Source organism: Clostridium felsineum DSM 794, from assembly GCF_002006355.2.
Taxonomy (GTDB): domain Bacteria; phylum Bacillota; class Clostridia; order Clostridiales; family Clostridiaceae; genus Clostridium_S; species Clostridium_S felsineum.
Map to the genome: position 1 here is coordinate 2917523 of NZ_CP096980.1, position 17289 is coordinate 2934811.

The 17289-nt window shown below is 30.0% G+C and carries 18 protein-coding genes; all 18 read right to left on the reverse strand.

Annotated elements, in window-relative coordinates; translation table 11 throughout:
• Positions 1 to 83: 83 nt before the first annotated feature.
• Positions 84 to 362 (reverse strand): hypothetical protein, encoded by a 279-nt coding sequence (locus CLFE_RS13825; protein ID WP_077892959.1) that lies wholly within the window; start codon positions 360 to 362, stop codon positions 84 to 86.
• 11 nt (positions 363 to 373) lie between these two features.
• The gene (locus tag CLFE_RS13830) at positions 374 to 577 is read right to left on the reverse strand and encodes a hypothetical protein (protein WP_207651365.1); all 204 of its coding nucleotides are present in this window, start codon (positions 575 to 577) and stop codon (positions 374 to 376) included.
• Between the two features lie 585 nt (positions 578 to 1162).
• Entirely contained in the window at positions 1163 to 1600 is a 438-nt protein-coding gene (dut, locus tag CLFE_RS13835) for a dUTP diphosphatase (RefSeq protein WP_077832058.1), read from the reverse strand.
• Positions 1601 to 1602: 2 nt separating this feature from the next.
• Positions 1603 to 2328, reverse strand: coding sequence for an MBL fold metallo-hydrolase (locus CLFE_RS13840; protein ID WP_077892957.1), 726 nt, complete (start codon positions 2326 to 2328; stop codon positions 1603 to 1605).
• A gap of 30 nt (positions 2329 to 2358) precedes the next feature.
• Complete coding sequence (locus CLFE_RS13845; protein ID WP_077892956.1) at positions 2359 to 3660, reverse strand: hemolysin family protein; 1302 nt, start codon at positions 3658 to 3660, stop codon at positions 2359 to 2361.
• Positions 3661 to 3813: 153 nt separating this feature from the next.
• A complete protein-coding gene (locus tag CLFE_RS13850) occupies positions 3814 to 4347 on the reverse strand; it encodes a TetR/AcrR family transcriptional regulator (RefSeq protein WP_176124630.1) in 534 nt (177 codons plus the stop codon).
• Between the two features lie 137 nt (positions 4348 to 4484).
• Positions 4485 to 5537, reverse strand: coding sequence for an amidohydrolase family protein (locus CLFE_RS13855; protein WP_242951582.1), 1053 nt, complete (start codon positions 5535 to 5537; stop codon positions 4485 to 4487).
• Between the two features lie 156 nt (positions 5538 to 5693).
• The gene (locus CLFE_RS13860) at positions 5694 to 6557 is read right to left on the reverse strand and encodes a S66 family peptidase (RefSeq protein ID WP_077892955.1); all 864 of its coding nucleotides are present in this window, start codon (positions 6555 to 6557) and stop codon (positions 5694 to 5696) included.
• 4 nt (positions 6558 to 6561) lie between these two features.
• Complete coding sequence (locus CLFE_RS13865; protein WP_077892954.1) at positions 6562 to 7101, reverse strand: nitroreductase family protein; 540 nt, start codon at positions 7099 to 7101, stop codon at positions 6562 to 6564.
• A gap of 21 nt (positions 7102 to 7122) precedes the next feature.
• Positions 7123 to 7689, reverse strand: coding sequence for a hypothetical protein (locus CLFE_RS13870; RefSeq protein WP_077892953.1), 567 nt, complete (start codon positions 7687 to 7689; stop codon positions 7123 to 7125).
• A 27-nt stretch (positions 7690 to 7716) separates the two neighbouring features.
• A complete protein-coding gene (locus CLFE_RS13875; protein WP_077892952.1) occupies positions 7717 to 8232 on the reverse strand; it encodes a GNAT family N-acetyltransferase in 516 nt (171 codons plus the stop codon).
• 74 nt (positions 8233 to 8306) lie between these two features.
• Complete coding sequence (locus CLFE_RS13880; protein ID WP_077892951.1) at positions 8307 to 9044, reverse strand: TerC family protein; 738 nt, start codon at positions 9042 to 9044, stop codon at positions 8307 to 8309.
• Between the two features lie 133 nt (positions 9045 to 9177).
• Positions 9178 to 10611, reverse strand: a complete 1434-nt coding sequence (locus CLFE_RS13885; RefSeq protein ID WP_077892950.1) for a 6-phospho-beta-glucosidase — start codon at positions 10609 to 10611, stop codon at positions 9178 to 9180.
• Between the two features lie 62 nt (positions 10612 to 10673).
• Complete coding sequence (locus tag CLFE_RS13890) at positions 10674 to 12563, reverse strand: beta-glucoside-specific PTS transporter subunit IIABC (protein ID WP_077892949.1); 1890 nt, start codon at positions 12561 to 12563, stop codon at positions 10674 to 10676.
• 154 nt (positions 12564 to 12717) lie between these two features.
• On the reverse strand, positions 12718 to 13551 hold the full coding sequence (gene licT, locus CLFE_RS13895; RefSeq protein WP_077892948.1) for a BglG family transcription antiterminator LicT: 834 nt from the start codon (positions 13549 to 13551) through the stop codon (positions 12718 to 12720).
• Between the two features lie 306 nt (positions 13552 to 13857).
• Positions 13858 to 15279, reverse strand: coding sequence for a glycoside hydrolase family 1 protein (locus tag CLFE_RS13900; RefSeq protein WP_077892947.1), 1422 nt, complete (start codon positions 15277 to 15279; stop codon positions 13858 to 13860).
• Between the two features lie 142 nt (positions 15280 to 15421).
• The gene (locus CLFE_RS13905) at positions 15422 to 16159 is read right to left on the reverse strand and encodes a DeoR/GlpR family DNA-binding transcription regulator (RefSeq protein WP_077892946.1); all 738 of its coding nucleotides are present in this window, start codon (positions 16157 to 16159) and stop codon (positions 15422 to 15424) included.
• A gap of 86 nt (positions 16160 to 16245) precedes the next feature.
• The gene (locus CLFE_RS13910) at positions 16246 to 17142 is read right to left on the reverse strand and encodes an MBL fold metallo-hydrolase (RefSeq protein WP_077892945.1); all 897 of its coding nucleotides are present in this window, start codon (positions 17140 to 17142) and stop codon (positions 16246 to 16248) included.
• Between the last annotated feature and the right edge of the window lie 147 nt (positions 17143 to 17289).

The following is a 17289-nucleotide window of genomic DNA, read 5'->3' on the forward strand; positions in this document are numbered from 1 at the left end:
CTTACCTAATTTTTAGCTGATTCGTTATTTTTAAATTATTCTTATTTATAGAGCATTTATTTTTCAATCTAATAATTACTTATCTATAGCTTATATAATAAATCTCCTGCTCTTATCTTAGAAAAGTCATCTGATTTCGCAACATTAATTCCTATATTTAAATTTTCCCATATTGAAATAGATATATTAACATCTAAAACTGTAAATATAATTTCTCCATTGGATGTCTTAACCATAACAGATTTATCCTTTAAATTTAACATCGATATATTTTCCTTTGTGATTTTAGGGTTATTGCCCAAAATTACACACCCGATTGATGGTAGTGTAGCTGTATCATCTATTGGCATAATATATTCCATAAGTATTTCTCCTATCTTTCATATATATCCAAGCTTTTTTTAACGTCTTTAAGTTCTATTCCTTGATTTTTGAATCTGGTTAATCCATAAAGTATTACATTAATTATTTCCCTTTGATCTAAATCTGGTGCAAATCTAACATCTCTAATACTCACTTGAGCTTCGTCTGATGCTAAATTTTCATAATTGTATTTAATATTTCCATCTGTTTGCAAGAGTAACCTTCGCATCATTAAGCTTATTAGATAATTTATACATTTTAAGAAGCTATATTACTTAATATATAAAATATGCTATAATAAACCATATGCAAGGAGGCATTAACAAGATGAAAAAAGCCGTAAATGTTTTAATATTTATATTATTTTTTGGTTTACTCTTGATATTGTTGGCATGAAAATAGGACATTTCTATCTTGTGGAATCGGCTATAAAAGACGAGCCTATAGATATAGTCTGGTGGGTAATTTTTATACTTTGCTTTATCCTGTTTATTATAAAAGACAACATAGGAAAATATATACTTCTTTCCTTTATTTCCATTTGGTGTGTCATTCAATATTCCATGTACTTAAAATCCCAAAAAAGAATCGAAAGCTACAATAGTTTTTTCAAAGAAACTCACCACATAATTTCTCCTTCAAGTAATTTTTTAATAAAGGATACCTATCACATTTTTTTAGATTTGCTATTATTTATAGTACTCCTTAGTCTAATTATTTTTACTATAAAATCAAGAAAACAACATAATTAAAAAAGGAAAGCTATTGAATAAAATAACTTTCCTTTTTTGTTTCCAAACTATTTTTTTAATCCAGAAGAACCAAATCCGCCTTGTCCTCTATCCGTATCTGAAAGTTCTTCTACCTCTTCAACCTTTACTCTAAGTACAGGCTTAATTACCATTTGAGCTATCTTCATTGACTTTTCAACCTTAAAATCTTCTTTTCCGTGATTTATAAGTATTATTTTAACCTCTCCTCTATATCCTTCATCGATAGTTCCTGGAGTGTTTAAAACTGTTATTGAATGCTTTAACGCAAGTCCACTTCTAGGTCTTACTTGTGCCTCAGTGTCACGTGGAAGCTCCATTTGAATGCCGGTACGTATTAGCGCACTTTCTCCCGCTTTGATTATCTTCTCTTCAATAGAAAACAAATCTAAACCAGCATCCCCTTCATGAGCATATTCTGGAAGTATTGCTGCTTCATCTATTTTCTTAACTTTTAAATTTACCATCATTAAATTTCTCCTTCACTTACCATTTTCAAATTATCCTCGTGTATTTTTCTTTCATAGTCAGTATTAAATTCTATTTTATCTCCTCTTTTTAGTGCCTCTAGATAATTAATTGTATCCAAAATATCTTTTTTAGTCAAATTCAGAGTATGTCCAGCAAAAATTCTCTCAGTACCATATTCCATATATGTTTTAAGAGTATTTATATATGAAGCTATATCTCCGTTTTCCACATAAATTATTGGTTTTTCAAGATTATCTCCAACATATAAGGTTTTAGTTTCACTATCAAAAATTGAAATACTATCTTCCGTGTGACCTGGGCTGTGAAATAACACAATACCATCTTCATGAAAATTAATTTTGTTATTAAAGGTCAATGTAGGAAGACACTTTTCTACATTGCCTAAAATATACTCTTTATTTTCTTCTATTTGACTCTCCCAAGCTTTATCTAATATCTTTCTACAACGTTCATGACTTATTATCAAATCCTTTTTAAATGCAGAATTTCCCCAAACATGATCCCAATGAAAATGTGTATTAATAACAAAGACCTCTTTATCTTTAATCTCTTCTATAACTGGTTTCATGCTTTCAGTGCCACAAAAGGTATCAATGACATATACTCTATTTTTCTTTTTAATTATAAAAACATGTGTAGTACATTCTTTAATATTGTCATAGGAAAAAATACATGTACTTTTGTCCACCCTATTAATTATCATTTCTTTACATCCTTTATTATGAATTTTAAATTAACTACTCTTTTGAGATAAATTTCTAATTAGTATCTCCTCTATTCTTTTTCTATTACCTTTTAGTATAACAAACTCATATCCATTATACGTTATTTTTTCATGTGGTTTAGGATACTTTTTACACTTAGAATAAAACCATCCACCTATTGTATCAATATTTTCTTCATATATATCTATATCTAATAATTCATTAATATCTTCTATTAAAACTTTTCCATCTACAACATAGCTTCCACTTTCAGTTTTTTTAATTTCTTCAGTTTCTTCATCAAATTCATCTTGTATTTCTCCAACTATCTCTTCCAAAATATCTTCAATAGTAACAAGACCAAAAGTTCCTCCATATTCATCAATTACTATTGCCATTTGCATTCTTTCCTTTTGAAAGGTTTTAAATAGTTCACTAATAGACATAGATTCTGGTACAAACTTAACTTCTCTTATAATTTCTTTTATATTTTCATTATTATCTTTAAATTTTAACTTATATAAATCCTTAATATGTACAAGACCAATTATATTATCTTTGCTCTCTTCACATACAGGATATCTTGTAAATCTCTCATTCATTATAGTATTAATTATATCTTCAAAGGAATCCTCTATAAAAATACACTCCATATCTGTTCTAGGTACCATAATTTCTTTTACAGTCTTTTCGGAAAAATCAAATACATTATCTACAAATGTCAATTCTGTTTTATCAATCAATCCATGCTTATAGCTTTCCTCAACTAACATTCTTATTTCTTCATCAGTATGAGCATCTTCATGTTCATCAAGCTGCTTTATACCAAATACCTTTAGAACAAAATCTGTACTCTTATTAAATGCAACTATTATTGGATAAGTTATTTTATAAAATATTATTAAAGGTATTGCAGTATGTTTTGCCATACTTTCTGTATTCAAAATAGCCACTGCCTTTGGTGCAAGTTCACCAAGAACAATATGAAATCCAGTTATCATTACAAAGCCAAATATAGCTGACATTGAATGAGTTATATTTAAGGGCATATTAATAAGCTTAAATAGTGGAACTAAAATTTTAGATATTGCTGGTTCTCCAATCCATCCAAGACCTAAGGATGCTAGAGTTATTCCCAATTGACATGCAGATAAATAAGAATTCAAATTTTTAATTACACTTAAAGTATATTTAGCATTTTTATCACCATCAAGTACTAAAGTTTCTATTTTAGATTTCCTTACTTTCACCATTGAAAATTCTGCCGCAACAAAAAATGCATTCATAAATACAAGTAAGAATATTATAATTACATTTATTAAAGTAACCATATATAAGTCAACTCCTTACCCTGTTGTACCTTATCTTATACGTAAATACAACTTCGATTATGTAATAGTTTTACCAATATAAAAAAGGACTATACTAAAATGAATTGGTTATTTTAGTATAGTCCTTTTTCTTTAAGTGTTATTTAAGTAATATTACTGCAATAATTCTAAGCTAAATGAAATAAAAATTCCTTTAAAGGTTATCCTGCTAACAAGCTCTGCCATATATATAGCGCTATATTTCATCCCATCTCTAAGCCATTTAAACGTAAGTCCAATATGTGCTGAAATTACGTATTGAATTAAATAATCCTTTGGTATTGGAAGCTTAGTTTCATCAATATATTTAAAAATTTCTTCATAAGTTTCTACCGCACTATCTTCCATCCTTTTTCGAAAACTTGATATTCCATGATTACCTAACATAACCTTAAAAAATTCTGAATGCTCCTCTATATATTCAAAATGCTTCATATAACATCTATAACAAGCCGTTTCATAAAAATCAGATAAAGTATCAAATTTTTCAGGTTTTGTTTGTTCTCTTAGCTGATAAAACATATTATCAATTATCTGATTTAAAAAATCTTGCTTGTCTTCATATAATGAGTAAAAAGTACTTCTGGCTATTTGAGCCTCATCTACAAGATTCTGAACGGTTATTGCTTGAACATCTTTATTCTTCATAAGTTTAATGAGTGCTTTAATTAAGTAGTTCCTACTTCTTACTTTTCTCCTATCTTGCATAACTACCACAGCCTTCTTACATAAAATATTTTATAGTAAGTATAACACACGGCAATCTTCAATTAAATACCATTAGCTCAAATATTTAACTTAAGCAAATCAACAGCATTTTGCCTTCCCATTTTAACTTTTTCTGCATAACTTATTGGCAAATTATCAAACCATATAGCTGCTTCGTCAAGACTTTCGTATGGAGTATCAGCAGAAAACATAATTTTTTTACTATCGCATGTCAAAATTGCATTCAAAAGAGCGTGTGTATCAAAGTGCCCACTAGTTGTTACCCAAACATTATTTTCAAAATACTCTGTTACTGGTTTTTTATGATTACCACATGGTACTTGATCATCAAAACGACGTTGCATTCTTGTTAAACCTTGAGTAAGATTTTCTCCTAAATGCCCAATAATTAACTTTGCGCTTGGTAATTCATCAAATAAACCACTACATAATAGTCTAATGGTATGAAGTGCTGTTTCTGCTCCAAACCCCCAAGCTGAACCTGAAAGTCCATTATATCCTTTATATCCAATTTGTTGACTTGGAGCTGGATCACGTGGGTGAAGATATAATGGAACATCTAATTCAGTCATCTTTTTCCAAAAGCAAAAATTTTGAGACTCATCTAAATATTCAATATGATCTTTATTACCTTTCATGGTATATCCATTAATGAGTGCTCCAACAAATCCAAGTTCCTTAACGCAAAATTCCAATTCTTTTGCTGCCTCTTCCGGCTCTTGCATAGCTACTGCTGCAAAAGCATTAAATCTTTTAGGATACTTTTTCACATAATTTTCATAAACCCAAATATTCATCTCATGAGCAATTTTTATAGCTTCCTTTGTGTCAAGAACCTCTTGTACACCTGGTTGTGTCAAAGACATAATTGACATCTCAACACCATTTCTATTCATATCCTTAATACGTTCCTCAGCAGAATGTAATTTAGTTTTCACAACTTGGAAATATTTCTCTTTATCTCTAGCAGTTTCATATTGTGGATCACCTGTAGCTTCCCAATCAGGAGATTCATAATGATCTTCAAGTGAAATTTTTCCACTCATAATCTTCTCACCATAAGTTCCAACGTAGTCTTTTACATATTCCTTCCTAAACTCTAAATTCATAAAATCATCCTCTCTATTTTGCTTTTATTTCCTTTTAAGTTTAGTAATTTTTGAAACTTATGTAAATAATCAATGAAATACATTTTGTCCGATAACATACATTTCATAGCAATATGTTTTAGTCCAATAAAATTACGTACAAATCTTTACCATATGTTATACAATTTTAATTTTTTCTCCAATTATAATACATTTACTATTACTACCATGTCCTATTTCCTCTGTTTTAATTATTGGAACATTGAATTTTTCTGTTTTTTCAAGAATTATTTCCTTCAGTATATCTATATTTCCATCTCTTTGAATTTCACTAAAGGTACCTAATATTATTCCTGAAAGTTTATCAAAATACCTAAGCATAGAAAGCTGTTCCATTAAAGAAGCTATATTACTTACATTACCACCCATGGCTTCAAGCAAAAGAACTTTTCCTTCTGGATTTATAAAATACTCAGTTCCTGCAAGCTTTAAAAAACATCTTATATTCCCACCTATTACTTCACCTTCAATAGAACCTTTTCTAAGCCACTTATATTTAAAATCAAAAATATCTTTCTTTCCTTCAATAAAGGATTTTTCAAACCACTGCCTTTGAAGAGATGCATTTTCACGTCCAAAATTATATACTGCATAATGATAACCTTTAAATCCTATTTTTTTATACAAGCTATTTAAGACTACCGTTAAATCACTCATTCCAAAATAAGGCTTAGGATTATTTTTTATAATATCAAAATCTAAATAATCTAAAATTTGATTTGCTGAATTGCCTCCCGAAACATCGAAAATCGCTTTTATATCCTTACTTTTAAAAAAGCTCATAAGTTCTTCTGCTCTTTCAGCTCCTGTGCCTGAAAACTGAGCTTTTTTTCTAAATATACATTTTGAAATTTCACATTCAATTCCCATCAACTTAAAAGCATCAACTACACTGTAAAGTCTTGATTTATTTTCTATATTTATTCCATCAGAACAACTTATTAAAGCTACTTTGTCACCTCTTTTAAATCTAAACTCCATACTATCACCATTTTTCCATATGAATTATATCTTCTAACCTTTTTCTCGGGCGCATCTTTGGTTTTTCATCAGAATATCCTAAAGTTAATACGTGAGACACATACTTATCTTTAGGTATATTAAGTACAGGTCTTATTTCATCTTGTGTAAACCAAGCAACATAACAAGTATCTAATCCGAGATTTTTTGCCTCTAGCACCATATTTTCAGTGGCCATTGCCGTATCTCTTATAATTTGCTTTAATTCAAGTTCTTTACTCTCTTCGTCTAATTTTATTTCTATATTTGAATCAAGCCTTGATCGAATATCACAAACACATACTATAATAACTGGGGCTGTTTTCATCCACTTTTGATTATGTGATACCTCTATAACTCTTTCTCTATTTTCTTTTTCTTTTACAACTATAAAGTGCCAGGGTTGAGTGTTATCGCCAGAAGGTGCTAATCTGCCACTTTCAATAATTTCCATTATTTTTTCCTCTTCCACAGGCCTATCTATATATTTTCTTATACTTCTTCTTTCTTCTATTTCCTTAAGCAATTGCAAATCCTCCTATTAAGCTTAATTTTTTTTAATAAAAATGCTTTTATCCCTTGCATCAAAAGCTTCTATCACGTTACTCGGATCACTTTCTACCCTACCGGAATCTTTTGTACTAGGCAGTTCATTTGAAGCTATCCATAGTTTATCAAGCTTTTCTTTTGGTAAATAGTAATGTCTTCCTTTAGAATCGATTACTCCAAAAGAATTTACATTTTCATAATCAATCCATTCTTTTTGTATACTTATGTCTATACTTTCCCCTTCCTCTACAACTTTAGGAAGTGTATCTGGCATAATCTTAACCTCATAAATAGCACCATTTTCAAACTCTATTTCTATAAAAATACTAGTTATTTCAAAACTGTTATCTCCACTATTTTTAACTTTTACATTTATTAAAAGCTCATATCTTCTACCATAATCGTCTAAAACTCTTGTACCTTTTGTCTCAGTTTCTTCTAAAACTATGTTTTGTGCAATATCAGCAAAAACCGTCAAACTAGTTTTAGCTTTCCTGCTAACTATTATTTTAACCCCTATCAAACTAACTATTACTACACAAAGAATAATTAAAATATACAACATAATTAAACCCCTTACCCTTTAATTCTCTCAATCTATAAAAAGTCCCATAGAAAATGAATCATAGAATTTTCCTTCAATAAAGAAATCTCTTTTTATTATTCCTTCTTTAATAAAACCTAAGTCTTCATATAGAGCTATTGCCCTTAAATTATCCGTTCTAACTCTTAAATTTATCTTTCTAATTATAGAAGCTTCTTTGCTCCAAGCTATTAATCTTTCTATTAATTTCTTTCCTATCCTTTGTCCCCAGTATTCTTTAAGCACACTAACTCCAAATTCACCTGTATGCCTAACCTTTGAATTTTTTCCTCCTGCAAAGTTAAGATTTCCTACTATCTTTCCTTCAGCTTCAGCTACTAAGAAAAGTGCATTATGGCTTTTTACTGCATTTTCAATAAATTCCTTTTCCTCAAATTCACTTTTCTTGAGTTCGCCTTGTCCAAAAGTCAAAAAATCTGATTCTCCTCCAATTTTATAAAGATATTCTAGCATAAGAGCTGCATCTTGTGTTTTTGCTTCTCTAATTATTATTTTTTCCTTCATTATTCCCCATCTCCTTTGTATTTAGCTGTAATTCATATTATACTACTTCCAGAAATGGGTTTAAATCAATAAATTTAAAACTTATGCACTCTATGTCTACTTTCCTTTACATAATGAAATATTATAGTAACCAAAAAAACAGCAACTAAGACTATAAAAAACACTGTATTAGGTATTTCAATATTTATTAAATTCAAAAGCATTTTTATTCCTATAATTCCTATTAAAATATATGCTGAATTTTCCAGCTCCGGTATCTTATCTATTAAAACTAAAAAAATTTGAGCTACACATCTCATTGATAGTATTCCTAAAACAGCTCCTAAAAATAGAACCCAAACTTTATTTGATACTCCAAAGGCAGCTGAAACACTATCTATACTAAAAGCTATATCCATTAATTCTACCGTAATTACAGTACCCCAAAAGCCCTTTTTTAAAGCTTTAGTTTCATCTACTTCATCCTCTTGTGATTTTCCCGCAAAATGACTATAAGACATCTTTAATAGATATCCTGCTGCTATTAATTTTATCCACCAGATTTTAATTAAATATGTTCCCACTCCAATGGCAATAAATCTAAATATGTAAGCTCCCCATATTCCATAAAGTAAAGCCTTATTTTGTTGTTTTTTTGGCAAATGCTTAACCATTATTGCAAGTACTACTGCATTATCTGAAGATAGAAGTCCCTCTAAAATAACTAAACTAAATATTATCATCCAATTTGACGGATCTGTTAAAGTGGCTGTAAGTACTTCTATTGAGAAAAACTGGGCATAGTTGTTTATAAGTCCCTGTAAAAAGTTCATATTAATCGTCTCCTTATATACTATTATAATACAAATTGATGAATAGTATACTTTTTTGCCACATATACCGTTATTTCTTAAATAAAAAACAGTTTAAGGCTAATCTCAAATCAGCTTCAAACTGTTTTTTAATTTATTCTATATCAGATCCATTGGATTCTATTACTTTTTTGTACCAATAGAAGCTTTTCTTTTTAGAACGTTTTAGTGTGCCCTTTCCTTCATTATCTTTATCTACATAAATAAAACCATAACGTTTCTTCATTTCTCCAGTTGATGCACTTACTAAATCTATACACCCCCAAGGTGTATATCCAATAAGCTCCACTCCATCTACGTTAACAGCATCTCTCATTGCTTCTATGTGACGTTTTAAATAATCAATTCTATAATCATCCTCCACATATCCACTTTCATCTGGAGTATCTACTGCACCTAACCCATTTTCAACAATAAATAATGGTTTTTGATAACGGTCATATAAAGAATTGAGCGTTATTCTAAGCCCTAGAGGATCTATTTGCCATCCCCACTCACTTGCTTTTAAATAAGGATTTTTCAATGTAGCAAATACATTTCCTTCTGTACTCTTATTTATATTAGGATCTGCACTGGTTAAACGGGATGCATAATAACTAAAGGATATAAAATCAACAGTATTATTTTTTAAAAGTTCTTCATCGCCTTCTTCTATATTTAGCTTGATCCCTTTTCTTTCAAGCATTTTTTTAGCATAGTTTGGATACTCTCCACGAGATTGTACATCTATAAAGAAATAGTTTTCTCTATCCTTTTCAATAGAACTCCATACATCCTCTGGTGCACAGGTGTTTGCATAAGTATTTCCAGCTGCCAGCATACATCCAATTTTAAATTCTGGATTTATTTCATGGGCAATTTGTGTTGCCTTAGCACTTGCAATAAGCTGATGATGTGCTGCCATGTATTTAACCTCTTCTTTATTTTCACCATCTTCAAACACTAAACCTGCGCCAATGAAAGGTAGATGCAGTAACATATTTATTTCATTAAAGGTAAGCCAGTATTTAACCTTATTTTTATATCGATTAAATATAACTCTGCACAATTTTTCATAGTAATCTACCATTTTACGACTTCGCCAAGAACCTATTGTCTTCACTAAATGCACAGGAACATCAAAATGAGTTATTGTAACTAAAGGTTCTATTCCATATTTTAAACATTCATCAAACACATCATCATAAAATTTTAGACCTTCTTCATTTGGAGTTTCCTCATCTCCATTTGGAAATATACGTGCCCAAGCTAACGACATTCTAAAACATTTAAAGCCCATTTCTGCAAATAGAGCTATATCACTTTTAAAATTATGATAGAAATCAATAGCTTCATGACTTGGATAAAAGCTTTCATCATCACATTCAAGCATCTTCTTTTCCCCTAACATTACAGGAAAACGATCCTTTCCGCTTGGAATTACATCAACTGTAGATAATCCCTTATTTCCATCTAAATATCCACCTTCACATTGATTTGCAGCAGTAGCGCCTCCCCATAAAAATCCTTCATTAAAACCTTTTATCATTATTAATCTCTCCTTATAAAACTCTAAGCATAAGTAAACTTAAACTTATGCTTAGAATTTTTTTATATCATTACTGTTAATAGTTGATCCTTACGTTCAACTTTAGTTTTATCAGTTTCTATAATATCTAAATAATTTTCTGAATTAGTTACAACTACAGGTGTAGTAATAACATATCCAGCCTTCTTTATTGCTGCTATATCAAATTCCAATATTACATCTCCAGCTTTAACATAATCACCTTGCTTTAATATTGTTTTAAAGTATTTTCCTTCTAGCTTTACTGTATCCATACCTATATGAATTAATATTTCACAGCCTTTATCACTTGTTATACCAATTGCATGACCTGTTGGAAATACTGTTGTTAAAACACCATCTACTGGCGCTACAAGCTTTCCTTCTATTGGTTCAATTGCAATTCCTTTTCCTAATGCTCCTGTAGAAAAGGCTTCATCCTTAATTTCTGATAAAGGTTTAACTTCTCCTTTTAATGGACTAACTAATGTTTCTTGTTTTACTAATGCTTCTTCACTTTTTTTTTTGCTATCTTCTACATTTTCATCATCTTTAAAGCCTGCTACAAACATTATTATAAAGCCTAATACAAAACTTATTACAACTGACATAACTGCACCGTAGAAACCTCTGTCTATTCCTTTTGGCCCTATATAGCTTGGTATTGCAAATATTCCAAGTCCACCCATCATCCATAGTTTAGTTCCCATGAAGCCTGTTATACCACCACCAATAGCTGCTCCTATACAACTTATAATAAATGGCTTTTTACGAGGAAGTGTAACACCATATATAGCTGGTTCTGTAACACCAAATATACCTGAAATAAATGCTGGAAGCGCAATTCCTTTTAATTTTATGTTCTTTGTCTTAATTAGTATAGCTAAAACTACACCTGTTTGAGCAAATGAAGCTCCAAGAGTTCCTGCTAGTATTGGATCGTAATGAAGCACTGCTAAATTGTTCATTGCTATAGGTACTAACCCCCAGTGAAGTCCGAATATAACGAATACTTGCCAGAAAGCACCTATAAATATACCTGCAAGAATTGGACTTAAGTTATATATAGCAAGTGTTCCTGCTCCTAATAGTTTACCAGCCCAAGTTGAAATTGGTCCTATAACTATTAATGATAGAGGTACCATAACGAGTAAAGTGCAGAATGGAACTAAAAATGTTTTTACTACATCTGGTATTATCTTTGCAAAGCCTTTTTCAACCTTAACACCTACATATGCCGCTAGAATTATCGGAATAACAGTTGAGGAATAACTCATTAATATAACAGGAATTCCTAAGAAAGTTACATAAACTGGTGATGCAAATATGGTTCCTGCAAACAACGTATAAAGAGGTTTTCCAGTAGTTAATGTTGTTAATGTAGGATAAACAAGAGACGCACCTATTGCCATACCTATAAAATGGTTACCCTTAAATTTCTTAGCTGCTGAGTAGCCTAGGAATATAGGGAAGAAATAGAACAAACAGTCACCTACTGCATTTAAAATATTATAAGTTCCAGAAGTTTTAGTAAGAAGTCCAAAAGCTACAAACATTGCATTAAAGCCTTTTATCATACCTGTTGCAGCAAGTACTCCCAGTGTTGGTGTAAATACACCTGAAATAGTATCTATAAATGCATTAAATAAATTTGTTTTTTCTTGTGTTACTTCATCTGATGAAGACTTAAATCCACCAATTGCTACAACATCAGCATAAACATCTGGAACATGGTTACCAATAACTACTTGATATTGTCCACCACTTTTGATAACGGTTACAACGCCATCCATATTTTTAAGCACTTCTGTATTTGCTTTGCTTTCGTCCTTTAATTTGAAACGTAAACGTGTAATACAGTGTGTCAAGCTATTAACATTTTCTTTTCCTCCGACATTACTTATTATGTCTTTGGCCAACTTTTCGTACTTCATAATAATCTCTCCTTTTTTTTGATTTTTAATAAAAATAGGAATATTATAAGTGCTTTACTTTATTATGTAAAAAGGCGAGACCATGATGGATAATATTCTTGATATTATCCACTTTGGTCTCGCCTGCATTACCAGTAACAATCCAATTTTTTATTTAATTTTTTTTAGAAACTCTTTGAATGTGAACTGTTAAATAGAGTTTTTCCTCATCAGACAGTTCTTTTCCTAAATAATTTTGAACCTTAAGCATACATTCATATGCCTTTTTATATTTTTCTCTAACTTGTTTTAATAAAAAATCCTCGTCTGAGGTATCAGATAATTCCACTTTGTCTAATCTATGAAAGAAAAATCTTAAATGTGTGACAAATCTTTCATAACTTATAGACTTTTCATCAAGTACTATATTATAAGTATATTTAACTATATTTAAAATATCTTGTATCATTTTTGCCTGCTTTGCAGCATCTGGTGCTTTATTAAGCGAATTATTAATCTGTGCATTTATAAGATGAAGAGCTATATTAGCAGCTTCGTCTTCTGGCAAGTTTTTTCCTAATTCATCATGTATGAATTCTATTGCTTTCATTCCTACTTTAAATTCTTTAGGATAAAACTTTTTGATTTCCCAAATTAACGGATTGTGTGTACTAATTCCTGATTCAATCATCTTAAAACAATTACTTACATGATCAGTGAGAGTGACATATATATAATCATTTAGCTTAGCATCTAAAACATTTTTAGCATACTCAATAATGTCATAACATATTGACACATATTCTGTAGGAACATCTTCAAGCAATAGTTTAAACTTTTCTGATGCATCTTTACCCTTAAGGACAAAAGTTTTTTCTATTAGCTTTTCATCTATTTTTTCTCCTACACTCTTCTTAAATGCAATCCCACACCCCATGACAACAAATTCATGTTTATCTGAGCCTTCAGCTACTATGGCATTATTATTAAATATCTTTTTTATTATCATTGTCCTTACCTCATTTACTACCTTGATCTAAAATAAAAGACCCCACTAATGAAAATAATATTTATAATTGTCTTCAAAAGCTAGGGTCTCGCCTGATCGAATCAGTAACAATCCCAGATATTAATTTGTAATCGTTTAACCATGATTTAATAATACACTGTTTTATTTTAGTTGTCAATAAGTTTTTTGAAATTTTATCATATTAGGTCGTTTTTTATTTTATAGTATCTATTTTATCCTTTTCATAGTATAATTAGTCGAAAATGCGGCAGGTTAAATCCACTTTCTATTAACCTGCCGCATTTATTATACTAAATTTTCTCCATTTGATTCAATTACTTTCTTATACCAATGGAAGCTTTTTTTCGTCTTCCTTCCCATATCGCCTTTTCCATCATTGTCCTTATCTACATATATAAAACCATAACGCTTTTTCATTTCACCAGTTGAAGCACTTACTAAATCTATGCATCCCCACATAGTATACCCCATTAGATCTACACCATTTTTAACTGCTTCTTCCATTTGCACAATATGATCTCTTAAATAATCTATTCTATAATCATCATTTATCGAACCGTCTTTTTCAACTACATCAACAGCTCCAAGTCCATTTTCAACTACCATAACAGGTATTTGATAACGATCATAAATATGATTCAAAGTCCATCTTAAACCCTTAGGGTCTATTTGCCATCCCCAATCAGATGCTTTTAAGTATGGATTTTTATATCCTCCAAGAAGATTTCCAGAAACCTCTTTATCATTCTTATCTGTAGTTACCACATTTGACATATAGTAACTAAAGGAATAAAAATCAACACAACCCTCTCTTAAAGTTTTTTCATCATCTTTTTCCATTTTAATTTCTACACCATTTTCTTTAAAATAGTTAAGCGCAAAACCTGGATAATATCCTCTTACCTGAACATCAGAACATAACATATTATGAAGTTGATCCTTTCTTTGAGCCTCAAGTACATCATCTGGATTGCAAGTTTTAGCATAGTTACACATATAGGCTATCATACAACCTATTTTAAAGTCTGGATTTATTGAATGGCCTAATTTGACTGCTTTTGCACTTGCTACAAATTGATGATGAAGAGCTTGAAATCTAAGCTGCATCTCATTATCACCTTTTTTAGGAATTATTCCTCCGCCCATATACGCACCAAACTCTGGAATTGTAAGACAGTTTATCTCATTAAAAGTAAGCCAGTACTTTACTTTATTTTTGTATCTATTAAATATAGTTTCACAGTATGTTGTATAGCAGTCAACTACTTCTCTTCCTGCCCAACCATTATATTTTTTAGTTAAACCAAAAGGTGTTTCATAATGAGATATAGTTACAAGTGGTTCTATATTATATTTTAAAAGTTCATCGAATACGTTATCATAAAATTGAAGTCCTGCTTCATTAGGTTCTTTATCATCTCCATTTGGAAATATTCTTGACCATGCAATAGACATTCTAAAAGTTTTAAACCCCATTTGGGCAAATAGCTTTATATCTTCTTTATAATGATGATAAAAATCAATTGCTTCATGACTTGGATAATAGGTTCCTTCTTCTAAAACAGGTGTAATACGTCTAGGAGTTGTGTGCGTTCCTCCAGTCATCATATCAGCTGTACTTGGTCCTTTACCATCTTCATTCCAAGCCCCTTCAAATTGATTAGCAGCTGTAGCTCCTCCCCATAAAAAACCATCTTTCATTTTCATTTACAACACTTCCTATCGTCAATTATTTTTGTTCTTCATATGAACATTATACTTCTCATAATTCATATAGTCAATATAAAAGTTCACTATATGAATTATTATATAAAAAAGCAATCTACATTAGTTGCAGATTGCTTTGTAATTAAGCATATATTATTTTCAAATTATCATCTTCAAAATCGATTTTTGAATCAGTTATAACCGATAACTCTTCAATTTTAGCATAGGTATAAAATTTTCTAACATTAAATTTTGATGTATCTGCAAGTACATAGCACTTTTCAGCCGCTCTTATTACTGCCTTTTTCAACTTTACATCATCCATTGGATTGGTCTTAAATCCCCCAATAGAATCAATTCCCATAGTTCCTAAAAACGCTATATCAAAATTCATCATACCTATTTTTTTTTCTGCATCTTCGCTCATAATTAAATTTCTTTCCTTTTTAGCATAACCACCTAAAACATATGTGTCTATATCCTTCTCAATTAACTTTTGTATATGCATTATTCCGTTTGTAACCACTGTAACATTTTTAGATTTTATATAATTAATTAAGTAATAGCAAGTTGACCCAGAATCTATAAATATAAAATCATCATCCCTTATTAAACTTGCTGCTTTTTCAGCTATTTTCATCTTTGCTTCTTTATTTTCACCAAAAATCTGTTCAATTATTCCTTTTTCAGCTTTAAAGGTTTCAATTATTTGTGCACCGCCTCTAGTTCTCATTAAAAGATTTTTTTTCTCCATCTCTATAAGATCACGCCTAACTGTTGATCTCGATATATTAAAGACATCCATTAATTCTTGAACCTCAGCTTCTTTATTTTCTTGTAAATATTTTATGATTTTTTCCCATCTTTCAAACATCACCATAATAATCACCTGTTGAATTCAAATTGTTCATTATATGAATAAAATATTATCATTCTATTCACTTCTTGTCAATTAAGGTTGTCTAGCTATTGAGGCTTCTTAAAATAATATAATTTACCATCCTCTACAGAGTATTGAAGTAAATTTTTGTTATAAAGGTATGCTATAAAAGCCGAAACTGCTGAGAAATTTATGTGATATTGATTAAAATCCATAGATAAATCATTCAGTATTGCTAGATTTTCAAGTATATCTTCCCTTGTTAAGGGCTGATCTAAAAGTTCCATTATTTGATTTTTATAATTTTCTATATTATTTAAATTATCATCTACTATTTCTATAAGCTCTTCTTTATCAAAAAATTTATCAGAATGACTTATAACAAAATAGTCCGCATCGATTTCTTTTAAGCCTTTTAAAGTTTCTTCTTCTTTTTCTACATCATAAAGGTATGGAAGTGAATATTTTTTTAGTGTTTCAGAAGAGAAAACACTATCCCCTAAAAAACATACCTTCTCTCTTGTTATTATTCCTATTAAATCTATGGTATGTCCTGGGAGCTTTACTACTTCAAATTTTTCATCACCTATTTTATTTTCTCCTTTATCCATTATATAGTCAACAAAAAAAGCTTTGTTACTTTTATGTAGTTCCTTTATGGCACTTGCTCCAAAAAGTCCTGTTGGATAAAGATGCACATTTTCCATACTTACTTTTTCTTTTTCTGAAGTATAGACTAAACAGCCAGGATAAGTATTTTGAAAATATAAATTACCACCACAATGATCCATGTGATGATGTGTGTTTATTATGTATTTAGGGTGCAGACCATTTTCTATTAAAACTTCATCAATTTTTCTAGCATCACTATTGTGCATTCCTGTATCTATTAGTAAACAATTTTTATTTTTAAATACATATACTCCTATATTGGTAGGTGCATTTATATAATAATTATTTCCTTTTATTTTCTCTAATTTCATGTTTTTTATGGATTAATATAGCTTTTTAAAGAAAGAGCACTTTAATCCAATTACCTCCTTGCAAACTATAATTTACTGTATATTCCATAAGATGTATAATTTTTGTATACATTAAAAGAAAGTATGGTGATATAAATGTCCTCTCTA

What these genes read in the sequence shown, in the direction of transcription:
- CLFE_RS13850 (WP_176124630.1), bottom strand. Translation starts at nt 4,347, where the DNA reads ATGAAGAATAAAGATGTTCAAGCAATAACCGTTCAGAATCTTGTAGAT.
- CLFE_RS13845 (WP_077892956.1), bottom strand. Translation starts at nt 3,660, where the DNA reads ATGGTTACTTTAATAAATGTAATTATAATATTCTTACTTGTATTTATG.
- CLFE_RS13900 (WP_077892947.1), bottom strand. Translation starts at nt 15,279, where the DNA reads ATGAAAATGAAAGATGGTTTTTTATGGGGAGGAGCTACAGCTGCTAAT.
- CLFE_RS13875 (WP_077892952.1), bottom strand. Translation starts at nt 8,232, where the DNA reads ATGAAGGAAAAAATAATAATTAGAGAAGCAAAAACACAAGATGCAGCT.
- CLFE_RS13825 (WP_077892959.1), bottom strand. Translation starts at nt 362, where the DNA reads ATGGAATATATTATGCCAATAGATGATACAGCTACACTACCATCAATC.
- CLFE_RS13880 (WP_077892951.1), bottom strand. Translation starts at nt 9,044, where the DNA reads ATGAACTTTTTACAGGGACTTATAAACAACTATGCCCAGTTTTTCTCA.
- CLFE_RS13890 (WP_077892949.1), bottom strand. Translation starts at nt 12,563, where the DNA reads ATGAAGTACGAAAAGTTGGCCAAAGACATAATAAGTAATGTCGGAGGA.
- CLFE_RS13840 (WP_077892957.1), bottom strand. Translation starts at nt 2,328, where the DNA reads ATGATAATTAATAGGGTGGACAAAAGTACATGTATTTTTTCCTATGAC.
- CLFE_RS13910 (WP_077892945.1), bottom strand. Translation starts at nt 17,142, where the DNA reads ATGAAATTAGAGAAAATAAAAGGAAATAATTATTATATAAATGCACCT.
- dut (WP_077832058.1), bottom strand. Translation starts at nt 1,600, where the DNA reads ATGGTAAATTTAAAAGTTAAGAAAATAGATGAAGCAGCAATACTTCCA.
- CLFE_RS13855 (WP_242951582.1), bottom strand. Translation starts at nt 5,537, where the DNA reads ATGAATTTAGAGTTTAGGAAGGAATATGTAAAAGACTACGTTGGAACT.
- CLFE_RS13885 (WP_077892950.1), bottom strand. Translation starts at nt 10,611, where the DNA reads ATGATAAAAGGTTTTAATGAAGGATTTTTATGGGGAGGCGCTACTGCT.
- licT (WP_077892948.1), bottom strand. Translation starts at nt 13,551, where the DNA reads ATGATAATAAAAAAGATATTTAATAATAATGCCATAGTAGCTGAAGGC.
- CLFE_RS13860 (WP_077892955.1), bottom strand. Translation starts at nt 6,557, where the DNA reads ATGGAGTTTAGATTTAAAAGAGGTGACAAAGTAGCTTTAATAAGTTGT.
- CLFE_RS13905 (WP_077892946.1), bottom strand. Translation starts at nt 16,159, where the DNA reads ATGGTGATGTTTGAAAGATGGGAAAAAATCATAAAATATTTACAAGAA.
- CLFE_RS13870 (WP_077892953.1), bottom strand. Translation starts at nt 7,689, where the DNA reads ATGTTGTATATTTTAATTATTCTTTGTGTAGTAATAGTTAGTTTGATA.